We start from the raw sequence: 17,102 nt of genomic DNA on the forward strand, positions 1-17,102 counted from the left end.
GTGGAATAAAGGTGGGGTGCTGTGATGTTTTGTGGATTTTTAATCAGATTGACTAAAATGGGGTATTATCGCTTTTGTTTAACCTAATATACAAAAATTAAGGCTATCTAAAATGGAACTATTAAAGTTAAAGGAAACATCAATCTGCGGGAAACAACCCAACTGCAATCTGGCTTACAAATCCCCGACCTACGAGGAACCAATAGACTAATTCCAATCATATCTAAAAAGCATAAGTCAAGCTGCAGCACTGTCTGGCCCGCTAAGACTTGCGCTAGTGATGGATAGAGACAATTTATAGTTTGAAAAGGGTGTATAAATCTGATTTATATGCCAAAATCATTTATTCCTACCTATTTAGTTCTGAAATGAAAAAGTATTTCATAACGTAACAGAAAGGCTATATATTTGAACAAATAACTTATTAAAAATGAATGCTGTATTTTATCAGATCGTAAAAAACAAAATACAAGCGCATTATCATAAACCAAAACCATTTCAATGAAATTCAAACTATTTACTTTGGCTTGTTTTCTGATTACGGGTTCTATTGCGAAAGCACAGACCACCTATCAATGGAAAACAGGGACCTCGGGCGGATTTACGTATAAATATGTAACCAACGACCCGACTAAGACACGTTTTTACACGCTAAAAAACGGTTTGACAGTAATCTTATCGCAAAACAACAAAGAGCCTAACATTACCTACAAAATGGCAGTTAGGGCGGGTAGTAACACCGACCCTCGCACCAATACAGGTTTGGCGCACTATTTAGAGCATCTTTTGTTTAAAGGAACCGATAAGTTTGGAACGCTGAACTATGCCAAAGAAAAACCACTTTTGGATAAAATCGAATCGCTTTACGAGGTTTATAACAAAACTACCGATCCGGCTAAGCGTAAAGAAATTTACAAAGAGATAGATAAAACTTCGGGCGAAGCATCTAACTATTCGATTGCGAATGAGTACGATAAGATGATGAAATCGATCGGCAGCGGCTCTACAAATGCACATACTTCTGTAGAAGAAACTGTTTACGAAGAAGATCTTCCATCAAATGCTATCGATAAGTTTCTTGCAGTACAGGCTGAGCGTTTCCGCGCACCGGTTTTCCGTATTTTCCACACCGAGTTAGAAGCGGTATACGAAGAGAAAAACATCGGTATGGATAATGATGGACGTAAAATGTACGAAAAAATGCTTTACTCATTGTTTCCTACCCACAATTACGGTCAACAAACCACTATTGGTACCATTGAGCATTTAAAAAACCCTTCATTAATCGAAATCAGAAAATATTACAACAAATATTATGTACCAAATAACATGGCCTTAATCATGTCGGGTGATATTAATTATGATGAGTTGATTAAAAAAATCGATAAAGATTTTGCTTACATGGTTCCTAAACCATTTACGCTTTATAATCCTGCTCCCGAAAAACCTTTAACCCAGATACAAACAGTTGATATTTACGGTCCTAGTGCCGAGAATTTATATGTTGCTTACAGAGGTTTTGCACAAAACACTCGCCAAAGCTTATTGTTAGATTTAATCGGCAGCATTTTATCTAATGGTAAAGCTGGTTTAATGGATATTAACATCAACAAACAACAAAAAATGTTGCGTGCAGGTGCGGGTTATAATTCGATGAAAGATTACGGTATTTTCATTTTATCGGGATCGCCAAAAGCAGGACAAAGTTTAGAAGAAGCTCAAAAATTGTTATTAGAGCAAGTAGAACTGCTTAAAAAAGGCGAGTTTGATGAAAGCCTGATTAAAGCAACTGTAGCTAACATTAAACTGGCCGAATTGCAAGGGTTTGATAATAATGATGTACGTGCTGATGCTACCATGAATGCCTTTATCCAGAACAGAGGCGCTGAGTGGGACAAAACATTGGCTTCTACTGATGCCATGGCTAAAATAACCAAAAAGGAAATTGTAGATTTTGCCAATAAATTTTTCATCAACAACTATGTTTCTATACTGAAACATAAAGGTGAAGATAAAAGCATTGTTAAAGTAGAAAAACCTACAATTACAGCTGTTAAAACCAATGTAAACGAAGTTTCTCCTTTTACAAAAAACATTATTGCTGCTCCGGTAAAACCAATTGCACCTAAATTTTTAGATTATACTAAAGACCTTAATTTCGGCAAAGCAGGTATTGCCGATGTAATTGCTGTACAAAATGCCGAAAACGGAATTTTCCGTATGAGCTATCGTTTTGATATGGGTTCTTACAATTACAAACTGTTGCCCTATGCTTCGCAATATTTATCTTTCTTAAGCACTGATAAATATTCGGCAGAAGATATTAGCAAAGCATTTTACAACATTGCATGTAGCTATAGCATAAACGTTAGTAATGATGTAACAACGGTATCAATTAGTGGTTTACAAGAGAATTTCGACAAAGCTGTAGCTTTGGTAGAAGATGTTTTGGCGAACTGCAAACCAAACGAAAAAGCTTTAGAAGATTTAAAAGGCCGTTTGTTAAAATCGAGAGAAAACGCAAAGCTGAACAAATCATCAATCCTTGGTGGTTTAATGAGTTATGCACAGTTTGGTGCGGTTAATCCTTTCAACTACGGTTTAACAAACGATGAAATCAAGAACATGAAATCGGCTGATCTGATTTACATCTTGCATAATCTAACCAATTACAAACACACCATTACTTATTACGGTCCTAAAACGCTAGCTGCATTCTCGGCCGATATTGTGAAGGCACATCCTTTGGCAAAAGAATTTACTGATGCTGCGCCGATTAAGAAATTTACCTATACCAAAACCGATTCGACTAAAGTTTACTTTGCTGATTATGATATGGTTCAGGCAGAAATTCGTTGGGTGCGCAATGCTGGTTTATATGATCCGGCTAATTCAGCAAAAATTGCTTTATTCAACAATTATTTTGGCGGCGGTATGGGTTCGGTAGTATTCCAAACCATCCGCGAATCTAAAGCTCTAGCTTATTCTACTTTCGCAGTATATTCTTCGCCAAACAGTAAGGATAAAGAAAATGCAATTATTGCATACGTAGGTACACAGGCTGATAAAATGAACGATGCAGTAGCAGGAATGAATGATTTGTTAACTACTTTACCAGAGTCTGATAAATCGTTCGCACTTTCTAAAACCAACTCATTAAATGGCTTAGAAACCAGCCGTATTACCAAAGATGGCATCATTTACAGCTATCTTTCGGATAAAAAACTTGGTTTCGACCACGATTCGAGAATTGATGAGTATGCTAACTTAAAACCGCTAACCTTCAATGATGTAAAATCATTCCACCAGACTAATCTTTCGGGCAAGCCTTACAGCTATTGTATTGTTGCTTCTGAAAAGAAAATCAACATGGCCGATTTAGCCAAGTTTGGTCCGGTAACTAAATTAAGCCTGGAGCAAATTTTTGGATACTAATTTTAAAGGTAAAAGCTGAAAGACCAAAGCGAAAAGCTTAGATGCCCTAAGATGTCTAAGGTAGTAAAAGTCCCAGTCTAAAAGCTGAAGTTAGATTAATTCATAAAAAAGCGTTCTGATCACTTGTCAGAACGCTTTTTTTATCTACCTACAATCAATTATCCGAAAACACTGGCAAATAGTTTATTCGAATGCAATTTTGACTGGTGATCGTAAATATGCGAAGTACTCATGATTTCGTTAACCCCATGTTTTGAAATGAAGCTATTCAACTCTCCTTTTATAGTTTCGGTACTTCCAATAAAAGAATAGTACAACATTTGTTCTACCGCTTCCTTTTCAAGCTGATCCCAATATAGGTCAATATTATCAACTGCTGGTTTTAACAGCTCTCTTTTGCCGGTAATTACGCCTAAAAACATTCTTTTAACAGAAGTGGCTAAACGATTGGCTTCGGCATCGGTATCGGCAGCTACCACATTTACACAGGCCATGACATAGGGCGCTGACAAAAACTGAGAAGGCTTAAAGTTATTGCGGTAAATAGCAATGGCCTGCTCAAAGTAAGCAGGAGCAAAGTGACTTGCAAAAGCATATGGCAAACCTTTTTCTGCTGCAAGTCTGGCACTATCTGTACTCGATCCTAAAACCCAAATCGGAATATCTAGTCCTTCGCCAGGAATAGCGCGTACACTAGCCTTATTGTTTTCGGCCGAGAACAACCTCTGCAACTTATCAATATCATTAGGAAAACTGTGCACGGCATGCATATTTTCGCCTCTGATGGCCATTGCAGTAACCTGATCGGTACCAGGCGCCCTGCCCAGGCCCAAATCTATGCGGTTTGGATAAAGCGAAGCCAGCGTACCAAACTGCTCGGCTACAATTAATGGTGCGTGGTTAGGCAACATAATACCGCCTGAACCAACGCGAATTGATTTTGTCCCACCCGCAATAAAGCCAATTAACACAGCTGTAGCCGAACTGGCTACCCCAGCCATATTGTGGTGTTCGGCAAACCAGTAACGCCGGTAGCCCAAATCTTCTGATTGTTTAGCCAGTGCTAAACTTGTCTTAAAAGTATCGGCGGCGGTATGTCCATCTAAAACGGTGGCCAGATCGAGCACAGAGAAAGGTATATTTTTTAATAAATTCGAATCCATTTTTATAGGAGATTTTAACACCAGCAAAAGTATTCTTAAAACCAGCAAGTGCCTGCGGTTACCTGCACATATGACCTAAAGGCTACATTAATGAAAAGTATAAAACAAAGAAAGCAGCCAAAATTTTGACTGCTCCCATCTTCCTATACTACTGCTATTAAAGGGAATTTATCCATTTCACCAGTTCCTCTCTACCTTTTCCCGTTTTTTGTTGCAGCTTCCCTAACAACTCATCATCCTGCCCTTCCTCATGTTTCAAATCATCGTCAGTTAAATCGGCATAAGCCTGTTTAACTTTCCCTTTTATTTCATTCCACTTTCCTTTTAATTCTAACTTATCCATGCGTGTATGTTTTTCTAAATGTTAATGTTATACTTTAAAAAACAGCTATAGCCTGCTATTGTTTTGAAATAAAACAGATACTTCACTCCTATTTAAAATTTTGAGCAAAAAAAAAGCCCCCGGAGTTTCCGGGGACAGGTAATATTTATCGTTTTTAAAAACTATTTTAAGGCTTTGGCTGCTTCGATAATTTCTTCTACCACCGCAGGATCTAACAAAGTAGATGTATCGCCTAAATTACTAGTATCACCTTCGGCTATTTTACGTAATATCCTACGCATTATTTTACCCGACCGGGTTTTTGGTAATCCAGATACAAATAAAATCTTATCGGGCTTGGCAATCGCACCAATTACACGGGTAACGGTTTGCAGGATATCCTTTTTCGATAAATCGGCTTCGCCATGCATTTCAGGATAAATTACGAAGGCATAAATACCCTGTCCTTTTACATCATGTGGATAACCCACAACGGCACTTTCAACTACGCCAGCGTGCATGTTAATTGCATTTTCTACCTCGGCAGTACCAATCCGGTGCCCCGAAACGTTTAATACATCATCAACGCGGCCAGTAATACGGTAATAACCATCGGCATCGCGTAAACAACCATCACCTGTGAAATATAGGTTTTCGTAAGTAGAAAAATAAGTCTGTTTGCAACGCTCATGGTCGCCATAAGTGGTACGCAACATACCCGGCCATGGGAACTTAATACACAGGTTACCCATTACATCGTTTCCTTCTACTTCCTTGCCGTTCTCATCAACTAAAATGGGTTGAATACCGGGTAAAGGCAAAGTAGCAAAACTTGGTTTTGTTGGGGTTACAGTTGCAATTGGCGAAATCATAATCCCCCCGGTTTCAGTTTGCCACCAGGTATCTACTATTGGTGCATTTCCCTTACCAATTTTCTCATCAAACCAATGCCACGCTTCTTCGTTAATTGGCTCTCCTACCGATCCCAATACCCTGATGCTACTAAGATCTTTTCCATTTAATGGTTCATCGCCGTAACTCATTAAAGAGCGGATAGCGGTTGGCGCAGTATATAAAGTATTTACTTTGTGTTTTTCTACAACATCCCAAAAACGTGATGGCGTTGGATAGGTAGGTATTCCCTCGAACAATACAGAAGTAGCACCTTGCGAAAGTGGCCCGTAAACAATGTAAGAGTGACCGGTAATCCAGCCAATATCTGCTGTACAGAAATAAACTTCGCCCGGCTTATAGTTAAATACATTTGAGAAAGTATAACCTGCATACACCATATAGCCACCACAGGTATGTACCACACCTTTAGGCTTGCCGGTAGAACCGGAAGTGTAAAGGATGAAAAGCATATCCTCTGCATCCATTTCTTCTGCTTCACAAATGTCGTTAACGTGTTTTACCTCATCTTCCCACCATACATCCCTCCCTTTTAGCATCGAAACAGGAGTGCGGATATGCGTTAATACAATACATTTTTCTACAGTTGGACAGCCAATTAAAGCATCGTCTATTACATCTTTAAGTGGAATCTGTTTGTTGCCGCGGTACGAACCATCAGCAGTAATTACCAGTTTACATTTCGAATCATTAATACGATCGGCAATAGATTTGGCAGAAAAACCACCGAAAATAACCGAGTGAACAGCACCGATACGTGCACAAGCCAAAACTGCGATAGCCAGCTCGGGCACCATAGGCATGTAAATACAAATACGATCGCCTTTTTTGGCACCATTGCGTTTTAATACGTTGGCAAAGCGGCAAACGCGCTCGTGCAACATTTTGTAGGTATAGGTAACCGACTCTTCTTCCGGGTTATTCGGTTCCCAGACAATAGCTGGTTTATCGCCATTGAGCGCAAGATGACGATCTAAACAATTTTCAGTGATATTAAGCTTAGCCCCTTCGAACCATTTGATATTCGGTTCGTTAAAGTTCCACGATAACACCTTGAACCAAGGTTTGCGCCATTGAAAATTTTGCGCAACCTCACCCCAAAACTGTTCAGGATTTTCTACGCTTTTCTTATAATCTTCTTCGTATTGCTTAAAAGATGTAATTTGCATTGCTCGTTTTATATTTTGGATTAGTGGCGGCTAATTTAAATAAATAATAACAAGGAGAAATAGTTAAATCGTATCAAAATAAATATCAAACGTTTGATCAAAAATAATTATTTTTGATATATGAAAAATATCGCTTTATCACTTCTTCTATTCTTCATGGTAATGGGGAATAGAACTTTCGGCAACACTCGCCTTCATTTAACAAATAAAACCGACACGATTAAAACCACAACCTATAAAGTTTTGGGGAAATCAAAAAATATAGAGTCAGTTGAGATTCGTAAAAGTAAGAAGACAGGCCACATTGTTTACATTACCATTGGCAAAAAAAAACTAAATGCTATCAATAATAATTCAACGGCCTACGGAGTTGTAGGAAAATCAGAATCGGTAGAAGCAAAAAGTGAAACCGGACCGGTATTTGACAATATTGAGGTTTTGAATGGTGGATATGACAACATAAAAGTGGACAAAAAATCGACTTCACAAAATTTTTATACGCTCACCAACATTAATTTTCCATTACGGTTGCGAATGCATGCCGGTACTGAATACATAGATTTTGAATTAAAGGAAGCAGGAAGATGGGATGTTGATATAAAATATAAAAATAATTAGCTAGGCTCTTGCCTTTTACAATTATTATTCAGATATTTGCACACTCTTAAAAAAATTAAGCGACGATATTTAACAACTATATTTACAAGTCATGTCAAGAGTTTGTGATTTAACAGGAAAAATGGCAATGAAAGGTAATAACGTATCACACTCGAACGTTAAAACCAAACGCAAATTTTATCCGAATTTGAAACTTCAGAAATTTTATATCCCTGAAGAAGACCGTTGGATTACGTTGAAAGTTTCTACTTCAGCGATTAAAACCATCAATAAAGTGGGTATTAGCGAAGCAATCAACCGTTTCGTAAAAAAAGGATTTTTGTAAAAAACATTAACTGTTGAGATTAACAGTTTACAATTAATATTAAAATGGCAAAAAAAGGTAACAGAGTTCAGGTTATTTTAGAATGTACTGAGCACAAAGAAAGTGGCATGCCAGGTATGTCTAGGTACATTTCTACCAAAAACCGTAAAAACACTACTGAGCGTTTAGAATTGAAAAAATTCAACCCGGTATTGAGAAAAGTAACCGTACATAAAGAGATTAAATAAGGTTGAGGGTGTAAAGGTAGAAGGTTTAGGGTATGCCCTTCCATTCTATCCATCTATCATTCGATCATTAAAATTATAAGAACATGGCAAAGAAAGTAGTTGCAACCCTTAAAACAGGTACAGGTAAAGAATATTCGAAAGTAATTACAATGGTAAAATCACCTAAAACTGGTGCTTACTCATTCAAAGAGCTTATCGTACACAACGACCACGTAAAAGATGCTATTGCATCTAAATAAGGTTAATATTTTTTAATATTGAAAATATTACAGGCCGTTCCGCTTTAACCGGAAGGGCTTTTTTTGTTATATAAAATTTAGATATGGGTTTATTTGATTTTTTCAAAAAGAAAGAAACTGCACCTGAGGCTCAGGAAGCCTTAGATAAGGGTTTAGAGAAAACAAAAGACGGTTTCTTTAATAAAATTACCAAAGCTGTTGCCGGAAAATCTTCTGTTGATGATGAGGTACTCGATAACCTGGAAGAAGTTCTGGTAACCTCTGATGTAGGAGTAAGTACAACCTTAAAAATCATTAAACGTATTGAAGACCGTGTTTCGCGGGATAAATACCTGAACACGTCTGAACTGAATTTTATTTTACGTGATGAAATTCAATTGCTGTTATCAGAAAACAACAGTAACGATTTCCGCCAGTTTGAATATGGCAACCACAAGCCCTATGTAATTATGGTTGTTGGTGTAAATGGGGTAGGTAAAACCACTACCATTGGTAAACTGGCTCATAAACTTAAAGAATCGGGACTTAAAGTTGTTTTAGGTGCTGCCGATACTTTCAGAGCTGCCGCAGTTGATCAGATTAAACTTTGGGGAGAGCGCGTAGGCGTAAGAGTTGTAGCCCAGGCCATGGGATCAGATCCTGCCTCTGTAGCTTTCGACACCCTACAATCAGCTGTCGCCAACAACGAAGATGTAGTAATTATCGATACTGCCGGCCGTTTGCATAACAAAATTGGTTTGATGAACGAGTTGGGCAAAATTAAACAGGTAATGCAAAAAGTGGTTCCAGGTGCGCCACATGAAATATTATTGGTACTGGATGCCTCGACTGGCCAGAATGCCTTTGAACAGTGTAAACAGTTTACCGAAGCTACCGATGTAAACGCTTTAGCCATTACGAAATTAGATGGAACAGCTAAAGGTGGCGTGGTAATCGGGATCTCGGATCAGTTTAAAATTCCGGTTAAATATATCGGCGTAGGCGAAAAGATAAACGACTTACAACTCTTCGATAAAAAGGAGTTTGTGAATAGTTTATTTAAGTAACCGATCAAAACATTCGTCATGCTGATTTTATTTCAGCATCTCTTGTTTTAAAATTAAAGACCCTGAAATAAATTCAGGGTGACGATCTCCTTACTTATAATAACAGTAAAGATTAAGTGTAAAAGATGAATACTAAAGTAGTACGCAGTAAAACAACAGCTAAACAACCTAAAATCAATGTAATAACTTTGGGTTGCTCTAAAAACATATACGATTCAGAAGTATTGATGGGTCAGTTGCGTGGCAACAACCTCAACGTTACCCACGAATCTGATAAAATGGGCAAGGATGATATCGTGGTAATTAATACCTGCGGTTTTATCGATAATGCCAAGCAAGAATCGATTGATACCATTCTGCAATTCAGCGAGCTTAAAGAGGCCGGTAAAATTGGCAAGGTTGTGGTCACAGGCTGCCTATCTGAGCGCTATAAACCCGAACTTGAATCAGAAATTACCAACGTTGATGCTTTTTTTGGCACCAACGATTTACAAAACATATTGCACGAGTTGGGTGCCAATTACAAACACGAGCTTATTGGCGAACGTTTACTCACTACCCCATCTCATTTTGCTTATTTTAAAATAGCCGAGGGTTGTAACCGTCCATGTTCGTTTTGCGCTATTCCGCTGATGCGTGGCAAGCACATGAGCAAGCCAATGGAAGAATTGGTTAACGAAGCCAAGATATTGGCTAAAAACGGAACCAAAGAGCTGATATTAATTGCCCAGGATCTTACTTATTATGGTTTAGACCTATACGGTGTTCGTAAGTTAGATGAACTAATGCGCCGTTTGTCGGATGTGCCAGGCATTGAATGGATCCGCCTGCAATACGCCTACCCTTCTGGCTTTCCGATGGAAATTTTAGATGCCATGAATGAACGCGACAACATTTGCAAATATCTGGATATGCCGCTACAGCACATTACCGATAACATGCTCAAATCGATGCGCCGTGGTACCACCAAGCAGAAAACCATCGATCTGGTTAACCAAATTCGCGACAAGGTGCCAAATATTGCCATGCGTACCACTTTAATATGCGGTTATCCGGGCGAAACTGAACGCGATTTTGAAGAAATGAAAGAATGGGTTGCCGAAACTAAATTTGATCGTTTAGGCTGTTTCACTTACTCACACGAAGAAAAAACACATGCCCATACTTTGGTTGATGATGTAGCTGAAGAAGTGAAACAACAGCGTGTTGATGATATCATGGAAATTCAGCAAGGCATTTCATTTGATATTAACCAGGAAAAAGTAGGCAAGACCTTTAAAGTACTCATTGATAAAAAAGAAGGCGATTTCTTTGTGGGCAGAACCGAATTCGATTCGCCTGAGGTAGATAATGAAGTGTTAATTGATGCCGCTACAGGTTATGCTGCCAACGGAAGCTTTGTTAACGTTAAGGTTGATAGAGCCGAGGATTTCGACTTATACGGAACAATTGTTTAATAAAATATAACTGATTAAAAATCCCGGGGCGCTGCTTTCGGGATTTTTGTTTTTTAAGCTATTTTTTTAATCATCAATTGCTCTGTAGCGAAAAGCATAGTTTATGCGTTTAATTAAAAAACCATAAAAGAACTATGAAAAAATTTCTGATTATCCTCTCTGTTATTTTTATTGTTAGTTTAGGCTGCAAAAAAGAAAACATTGGCGGTGGCGGCTTGTGTGCTTGTTCGCCAGTTATAAACCCGCCTTTAAGCCTGGTGATTAAAAATAGTGCGGATGTTGATTTACTCAACCCCAAAACTAAAGGTTACTTTGATAAAACCCAGATACAGCTTTATTCCAAAGATGCCAAGAACATGATCAAACAGATCAATTTTGAAATACGTCAGCCTTTTGCCTATACCGCTAATCTTAAAATAGATTATTATCAGCTTATTTCGAGCGAAATACCTTATTTATCTAAAAGCATTGATCAAACCTTTTACCTTAAGCTTGGCGATAACAAGCTATATGAGCTTAATTTAAAAGTAACCAATAATATTGTCGAAAAATTACTGATTGATAAAACAGAGGCACCAAAAGAAATCCAAACGGGTACAAATTCTTATCTGGATACCATTTACAGACTAAAAATTTCATAACCGTTAGTCAATCGTTCCCCTTTTTAATGAAAAAACTCCCGATCGTTGACCGGGAGTTTTTTTATCTAGTTTTTAGGTGCAGGCCTGTCTTTAATCTGGCTTGCTTTTAACCAGATTTTGGCGCCTTTAGCGTTTACATAATATTTTTCATTCTTTCCGTTAATGTAAACATCCGAACCATCGGGTGCCATTTTACCTTTCCAGGTTTTATCGGCTACCTTCGAGCTACCTTTTACAGCAACTTCGGCGGTTTTATTGCCAACAGATTTGGCTCCTTTACTAATGGCTTTACCAGTATGGTCTAATGCCTTACCGACTTCGGTTTTCTTCTTTTCTTGTGCGTTTACGCTAAGGGTTACACCGCCAATTAAGGCCATTGCCAATAAACCCATTACAAATTTCTTTTTCATGACAGCTATATTATTTTTTATGATAACAGCACCATTTGATTTTTGTTTGGTGCACAGCCATAAATTAAATAAACCTTATTGAAGCGGCTATACTTTTTGTAATGGCCAGCAAAGCAAGAAAGATTGTTAAGCACTTAGGTAATGTTATAGCAGCAGATTAACTTAACCATACAAAAAGATAGTAGCGGAAAGAAGGGCTATCGTAGCCGACGAGCACGAAACTTCCTTTACATTTTTTTGAAGCGCAGGGAAGCCCGGCTTAATTCAATTTTTCGGCCAATAATTTCATTTCTATTTGTGGCGAACGCTTCTCGTAAATGATGCTGTGAACAGCCTTACAGATGGGCATATCTACATTATACTCCTGGTTTTTGATGTGCATACATTTTGCTGCATAATAACCTTCGGCCACCATGTTCATTTCTAACTGTGCCGATTTTACGGTATAACCCTTCCCAACCATGTTACCAAAGGTGCGGTTGCGGCTAAACTGCGAGTAGGCCGTCACCAATAAATCGCCCAAATAGGCCGATTCTTTAATATCGCGATCAATGGGATGCACCACATCTACAAAGCGCTTTATTTCTCGTATAGCGTTGCTAATAAGCACTGCCTGAAAATTATCGCCATAACCAATGCCGTGGCAAATGCCGCTGGCTACTGCATAAATATTTTTTAAAACCGCAGCGTATTCTGTTCCGAAAATATCGTCAGAAACATTGGTTTTAATGTAACGGGTATTTAAAATTGACGCAAACACCGATGCTTTTTCCGTATCTGTACAGGCTATAGTAAGATAAGATAATTTCTCTAAAGCCACTTCTTCGGCATGGCACGGTCCGCTAACCACCAAAATATCGTGGTAAGGAATATCGTATTTTTCGTGCAAAAATTCACCGATTATCAGGTTATCTTCAGGTACAATGCCCTTAATGGCAGATACTATTTTCTTGCCTTTTAAATCAGCAGGTGTTATAGTTGATAATGTTTCCTTTAAAAAGGCTGCAGGCACGTTTAAAATAACGAAATCAGCCGATTTGATAATCGAACTGATATCAGACGAGATATTTTCCTGATCGAGTTTTAACTCAACAGAACTGAGGTAATGCGGATTGTGTTTAAATTTTTTAATGTGTTCAATGGCCGTCTCGTTACGCATCCACCAAAAAATTTCTTTCTCAGATAAATTATCTGCAAGCATTTTTACGATGGCAGTAGCCCAGCTCCCGCCCCCTATCATTGCTATTTTAGGTACCATGATTATAAAATAAAAATCCCGGTTTAATGTTTTAAACCGGGACAATTTAATTATTTATTATGGTTAAATATACCTTACTTCTTAGCCTCTTTGCTAAACAATTGGTCTTTAGATGTTTTTTCTACAACCATACCATCTTTCAATTTGTTCTGAATAGCAGAATAAGGACCGGTTACGATTTCGTTGCCAGCTTTAACACCCGATTTTACAATGATAAACTGATCGTTCTGGATACCTGTAGTTACTTCTGCCTTTTTAACTTTTTTGCTTTTAGCATCGTAAGTATAAACATATTGCTTAACCTTTTTATCAGTAAGTTTTGATTTCTGTTTATCGGTATTTTCCTGATTGCCCTGGTTATTGTTACTACCCGATTTTGCATTATCAGTAAATACTGACTGAATAGGAATGGCTAAGCCAGTTAACGATTCGCTTTCTATATCAACTGTTGCCGACATACCCGGACGGAAAATAGATTGTTGCTTACCTTCCATTTCTTCGCTGATCCTGATTTTTACCGAGAAGTTGGTTACCTGATCAACAGAAGTAGATACTGCAGTTCCAACCGCTGTTGAAGAACTTGCAATTTCGGTAACCACACCTCTGAATTTTTTATCAGAGAAGGCATCAACTTCAATTGAAGCTTTATCGCCAACCTTAACACGTGTAATGTCGTTCTCATTTACATCAACATTAACTTCCATTGATGATAAATTAGAAATACGCATAATTTCGGTACCCGCCATTTGCGAAGTTCCTAAAATACGGTCGCCCAACTCGATTGATAATTTAGACACCACACCATCAACAGGTGCATAAATGGTAGTTTTAGCTAAGTTAGCACCTGCTTCTTTAACATTTGCACCGGTTTGCTCTAAAGTAAACCTTGCACCGGTTACATTTTCTTTTGCACTGGCTAAATTAGCTTTAGCAGTTAAAAATGCAGCTTTAGCCGAATCAAACTCTGAAGCCGAAATTACCTTTTTATTAAAAAGCTCTACATTACGTTTATAGGTAGCCTCTGCATTAACGAAATTAGCCTGGTTTTGAGCAAGCTGTTGTTGCGCTGCAGCTACGCTGGCTTTTTGTGCATTAAAACTTGCCACAGTTCTTTCGTAACCCGATTGCAATACATCCGGACGTACTTTACAAAGTAATTGGCCTGCCTTAACAATATCGCCTTCTTTAACTTTTAGTTCTACCACCTCACCCGATACCTCAGAGCTTAATTTAACCTCGGTTTCTGGCTGGATTTTACCGCTTGCCGTAACTGTTTCCACAACAGTTTTATCTGATGCTTTTTCTGTAGTTACTTTTTCGGTTTTATCGCCACCAATTACACCAGCTAGTTTGAGTACAACCAGCAGCGCTACGATAGCAACTACGGTAATAATAATATGCTTCAGTTTCATAATTTATCTATTGTATTTCGTTTGTTTTATTAAAGTTGTAATGTTTTAAGGTTAAAACGTTGCAATGTTAGACCCTAAACCCAAAGGGTTTTACCTTTATTTAAGCCTTAAAAAGTAATTTGTTTACCTAAGTAGTAATCAATAACCTTAGCCCTAAAAATAAGGTCATATTTTGCTTGTATAAAATCTATTTCCGCCTTGTTTCTATTGGTTTGGGCTGTACTATAATCTAATGAGTTTACCAAACCTACATTGTAACGTTGTTCAACTACGTAAAAAGCATCTTTTTGCGCATTAAAAGCATTTTGGGTAGAAGCATAACGGCTTTCAGCTGCCTTTAAATCGGTGGTAGCCTGAAAAATAACTTTATTCAGATTATTCTTAGCCAGTTGTTCCTGAACTAAATTATTCTGGTAAGTAATTTTAGCTTTACGTACACTTGAGCGGGCAGTAAAACCATTAAAAATAGGAATTTGAAGGCTCATACCTATGCTTTGTCCTAATCTTTGATCTATTTGATCTGCGAATGAAGCTTGAGGAGTTAGTCCGTTATAGTTAAATTGATAAGAATACGAGGTATTTAATCCTGCACCCAGGCTTAGTGAAGGCGAATATGCTCCCTTTGCCACAGCGATGGCTTGCTTTGCAGCTAACGCTCTTAAACTGGCCAGCTTAATATCAGGAAAAATATTCAGTGCATTGTTATAAATTTCTTCAGCACTTACAGTTGTTGATGCTGTTTTAATGTTATCAATTAAAGGTGCCTGTACAACAAATTTTTGGCTGGGCTGCATTTCCATTAACTGTCCTAATGTTAGGTATGAAATTGAAAGTGCATTTTGTGCATTCGTTAAGTTAAGCTCAGCAGTAGCTGCCTGAGATTTAGCCTGAGAAACATCAGCCAGTGTTTTGTTCCCCGCATCAAGCAAGGCATTCTCCCGGGCTAAGGTTTTTCTGGCAATATCCAATTGGTCTTTAGAAGCACGTTCCAGATCTGTATTATATAACACCTGAAGATAGGCATTAACTACATTTAAAATCAAATCGTTTTTAACCTTTTCTATATTACTTTTATCAGCATCTAAAAGAATTTTGTTCTGTCTGATTTGGTTTATTTTGGTAAAACCCTGAAATAAATCAACATTAGTACTCAAATTACCACTTGTGTATAGCGATGTTTGATTGGTAACCTGGAAAGTTGTTTGATCCAAACCACGTCCAAACGTTAAATTAGGATTTACGCTTGCATTTAAATTAGGATAAAGCGCATATTTTGATTGTGTTAAATTTTCCTCAGTTATAGCAGCGCTGAATTGGGCTTGTTTAATGGTCAGGTTATTTTTTAAAGTATTTTCAACAGCTTGCTGAATGGTGATTACTTGTTGGGCATTGACAATATTGACAAAACCGAGCGCAGCAACAAAAGTAAAACCGGTAATAAACTTCTTCTTGGTAAACATCTTCATAATTTGTTTCAAATCTATATAAACAACTTTAATAATTTCAATCTGTACAGGCATTTACTAACTTTGAGCTTAAATGTACCTGATCAAATCACCGCTTCTGCTAAAATGGTATTACCCATCACTGTTATGGAATAAATCCCGCACCGAAAAAGTTATTTATCTGACCTTTGACGATGGACCCATACCCAATGTTACAGATTTTGTATTAAAAACTTTAAAAGTCTTTAATGCAAAAGCTACATTTTTTTGCATCGGCGACAATATTGTAAAACACCCCGAAGTTTTTGAACGTGTAAAAACCGATGGGCATGCCATTGGTAACCACACTTTCAATCATTTAAAAGGGTGGAAAACCGATGATGAAACCTACCTTCAAAACACACTAAAATGCCAGGAACTTACCCAAACCAATCTTTTCCGGCCACCTTATGGGAGAATTAAAAAGAGCCAGGTTAAGAGTTTGGAATCGTTAGTTTGGAGTCCGGAGTCTGACTCCAAACTGAAAACTGAAAACTCCCAACTGCAAATTGTAATGTGGGATGTGCTCAGTGGCGATTTCGACATTAATCTTTCGCCCGAAAAATGCTATAAAAACGTGATTAAACATACCGAAAACGGCTCTATAATTGTTTTTCACGATAGTTTAAAAGCATTCGACCGTTTAGCATACGCACTTCCCAAAGTTTTAGCCTATTTTACTGAAAGGGGTTTCACTTTCGCTACACTTTAGCGATAGTTATGCCAGAACTGTTTATACCTACCGTAACTGGCAAAAACAAGCTTTTAGTCAGATAGTCAATTTTCAGCTGTTCAAAAACGGACAAAACTGTACGGTAATGAACGGTTATGAAATCAAGAAATACTAAAGTTTTGAAGCAATTACCAATCATTTACCGGGTTAATCTTTCGATGTGATTGTTGCGTTTTATGACTTGTCATTAACACTAAATTTCATAGTTTAGAACAATTCCAAATTGCGCAATTGCCTGCTTAAATTACATT

Annotated in this window: 16 protein-coding genes; 9 read left to right on the top strand and 7 right to left on the bottom strand. The window is 37.7% G+C overall.

The annotated features are described in order from the left end of the window. Nucleotides 1–501 precede the first annotated feature (501 nt). Nucleotides 502–3,435 (top strand): pitrilysin family protein, encoded by a 2,934-nt coding sequence (locus tag G7074_RS05155; RefSeq protein WP_166207261.1) that lies wholly within the window; start codon nucleotides 502–504, stop codon nucleotides 3,433–3,435. Between the two features lie 158 nt (nucleotides 3,436–3,593). Here the strand turns inward: G7074_RS05155 and G7074_RS05160 are convergent, their stop codons facing one another. From G7074_RS05160 to acs, 3 genes are all read right to left on the bottom strand, one after another. Beyond that, entirely contained in the window at nucleotides 3,594–4,598 is a 1,005-nt protein-coding gene (locus G7074_RS05160) for an LLM class flavin-dependent oxidoreductase (RefSeq protein ID WP_124557830.1), read from the bottom strand. A gap of 157 nt (nucleotides 4,599–4,755) precedes the next feature. Beyond that, nucleotides 4,756–4,941, bottom strand: coding sequence for a CsbD family protein (locus G7074_RS05165; RefSeq protein ID WP_025145117.1), 186 nt, complete (start codon nucleotides 4,939–4,941; stop codon nucleotides 4,756–4,758). 161 nt (nucleotides 4,942–5,102) lie between these two features. Next, complete coding sequence (acs, locus tag G7074_RS05170) at nucleotides 5,103–7,001, bottom strand: acetate--CoA ligase (protein ID WP_166207264.1); 1,899 nt, start codon at nucleotides 6,999–7,001, stop codon at nucleotides 5,103–5,105. A gap of 120 nt (nucleotides 7,002–7,121) precedes the next feature. Here acs and G7074_RS05175 point away from each other — a divergent pair, with 120 nt between their 5' ends. The 7 genes from G7074_RS05175 (at nucleotide 7,122) to G7074_RS05205 (ending at nucleotide 11,554) form a co-directional block, all read left to right on the top strand. Further along, nucleotides 7,122–7,619, top strand: coding sequence for a hypothetical protein (locus G7074_RS05175; RefSeq protein WP_166207267.1), 498 nt, complete (start codon nucleotides 7,122–7,124; stop codon nucleotides 7,617–7,619). 91 nt (nucleotides 7,620–7,710) lie between these two features. Beyond that, entirely contained in the window at nucleotides 7,711–7,944 is a 234-nt protein-coding gene (rpmB, locus tag G7074_RS05180; RefSeq protein ID WP_010599806.1) for a 50S ribosomal protein L28, read from the top strand. 44 nt (nucleotides 7,945–7,988) lie between these two features. After that, complete coding sequence (rpmG, locus tag G7074_RS05185) at nucleotides 7,989–8,171, top strand: 50S ribosomal protein L33 (RefSeq protein WP_010599807.1); 183 nt, start codon at nucleotides 7,989–7,991, stop codon at nucleotides 8,169–8,171. Between the two features lie 83 nt (nucleotides 8,172–8,254). Further along, nucleotides 8,255–8,410 carry a DUF4295 domain-containing protein gene (locus tag G7074_RS05190; RefSeq protein ID WP_010599808.1) on the top strand — a complete coding sequence of 52 codons (156 nt, stop codon included), beginning with the start codon at nucleotides 8,255–8,257 and terminating at the stop codon, nucleotides 8,408–8,410. A gap of 83 nt (nucleotides 8,411–8,493) precedes the next feature. Further along, a complete protein-coding gene (gene ftsY, locus G7074_RS05195) occupies nucleotides 8,494–9,456 on the top strand; it encodes a signal recognition particle-docking protein FtsY (RefSeq protein WP_124557827.1) in 963 nt (320 codons plus the stop codon). Between the two features lie 125 nt (nucleotides 9,457–9,581). Continuing rightward, entirely contained in the window at nucleotides 9,582–10,913 is a 1,332-nt protein-coding gene (rimO, locus tag G7074_RS05200; protein ID WP_124557826.1) for a 30S ribosomal protein S12 methylthiotransferase RimO, read from the top strand. A 134-nt stretch (nucleotides 10,914–11,047) separates the two neighbouring features. After that, nucleotides 11,048–11,554 carry a hypothetical protein gene (locus G7074_RS05205; RefSeq protein ID WP_166207270.1) on the top strand — a complete coding sequence of 169 codons (507 nt, stop codon included), beginning with the start codon at nucleotides 11,048–11,050 and terminating at the stop codon, nucleotides 11,552–11,554. Between the two features lie 65 nt (nucleotides 11,555–11,619). Here the strand turns inward: G7074_RS05205 and G7074_RS05210 are convergent, their stop codons facing one another. The 4 genes from G7074_RS05210 to G7074_RS05225 form a co-directional block, all read right to left on the bottom strand. After that, a complete protein-coding gene (locus G7074_RS05210) occupies nucleotides 11,620–11,964 on the bottom strand; it encodes a hypothetical protein (protein WP_124557824.1) in 345 nt (114 codons plus the stop codon). Between the two features lie 259 nt (nucleotides 11,965–12,223). Further along, entirely contained in the window at nucleotides 12,224–13,222 is a 999-nt protein-coding gene (locus G7074_RS05215; protein ID WP_233603741.1) for an NAD(P)H-dependent glycerol-3-phosphate dehydrogenase, read from the bottom strand. A gap of 74 nt (nucleotides 13,223–13,296) precedes the next feature. After that, entirely contained in the window at nucleotides 13,297–14,634 is a 1,338-nt protein-coding gene (locus G7074_RS05220) for an efflux RND transporter periplasmic adaptor subunit (protein WP_124557823.1), read from the bottom strand. Nucleotides 14,635–14,741: 107 nt separating this feature from the next. Continuing rightward, a complete protein-coding gene (locus G7074_RS05225; protein WP_233603740.1) occupies nucleotides 14,742–16,154 on the bottom strand; it encodes a TolC family protein in 1,413 nt (470 codons plus the stop codon). A 19-nt stretch (nucleotides 16,155–16,173) separates the two neighbouring features. Between G7074_RS05225 and G7074_RS05230 the strand changes: the two genes are divergently transcribed. Beyond that, on the top strand, nucleotides 16,174–16,830 hold the full coding sequence (locus G7074_RS05230; protein ID WP_124557821.1) for a polysaccharide deacetylase family protein: 657 nt from the start codon (nucleotides 16,174–16,176) through the stop codon (nucleotides 16,828–16,830). The last annotated feature ends 272 nt before the right edge of the window (nucleotides 16,831–17,102 follow it).

Origin of the sequence: Pedobacter sp. HDW13 (assembly GCF_011303555.1) — a bacterium.
In the GTDB taxonomy this organism is placed as follows: Bacteria; Bacteroidota; Bacteroidia; order Sphingobacteriales; family Sphingobacteriaceae; genus Pedobacter.

Bases quoted from the DNA above. Each gene is read 5' to 3' on its own strand.
- G7074_RS05155 (WP_166207261.1), top strand. From the start codon at position 502: ATGAAATTCAAACTATTTACTTTGGCTTGTTTTCTGATTACGGGTTCT.
- G7074_RS05160 (WP_124557830.1), bottom strand. From the start codon at position 4,598: ATGGATTCGAATTTATTAAAAAATATACCTTTCTCTGTGCTCGATCTG.
- G7074_RS05165 (WP_025145117.1), bottom strand. From the start codon at position 4,941: ATGGATAAGTTAGAATTAAAAGGAAAGTGGAATGAAATAAAAGGGAAA.
- acs (WP_166207264.1), bottom strand. From the start codon at position 7,001: ATGCAAATTACATCTTTTAAGCAATACGAAGAAGATTATAAGAAAAGC.
- G7074_RS05175 (WP_166207267.1), top strand. From the start codon at position 7,122: ATGAAAAATATCGCTTTATCACTTCTTCTATTCTTCATGGTAATGGGG.
- rpmB (WP_010599806.1), top strand. From the start codon at position 7,711: ATGTCAAGAGTTTGTGATTTAACAGGAAAAATGGCAATGAAAGGTAAT.
- rpmG (WP_010599807.1), top strand. From the start codon at position 7,989: ATGGCAAAAAAAGGTAACAGAGTTCAGGTTATTTTAGAATGTACTGAG.
- G7074_RS05190 (WP_010599808.1), top strand. From the start codon at position 8,255: ATGGCAAAGAAAGTAGTTGCAACCCTTAAAACAGGTACAGGTAAAGAA.
- ftsY (WP_124557827.1), top strand. From the start codon at position 8,494: ATGGGTTTATTTGATTTTTTCAAAAAGAAAGAAACTGCACCTGAGGCT.
- rimO (WP_124557826.1), top strand. From the start codon at position 9,582: ATGAATACTAAAGTAGTACGCAGTAAAACAACAGCTAAACAACCTAAA.
- G7074_RS05205 (WP_166207270.1), top strand. From the start codon at position 11,048: ATGAAAAAATTTCTGATTATCCTCTCTGTTATTTTTATTGTTAGTTTA.
- G7074_RS05210 (WP_124557824.1), bottom strand. From the start codon at position 11,964: ATGAAAAAGAAATTTGTAATGGGTTTATTGGCAATGGCCTTAATTGGC.
- G7074_RS05215 (WP_233603741.1), bottom strand. From the start codon at position 13,222: ATGGTACCTAAAATAGCAATGATAGGGGGCGGGAGCTGGGCTACTGCC.
- G7074_RS05220 (WP_124557823.1), bottom strand. From the start codon at position 14,634: ATGAAACTGAAGCATATTATTATTACCGTAGTTGCTATCGTAGCGCTG.
- G7074_RS05225 (WP_233603740.1), bottom strand. From the start codon at position 16,154: ATGCCTGTACAGATTGAAATTATTAAAGTTGTTTATATAGATTTGAAA.
- G7074_RS05230 (WP_124557821.1), top strand. From the start codon at position 16,174: ATGTACCTGATCAAATCACCGCTTCTGCTAAAATGGTATTACCCATCA.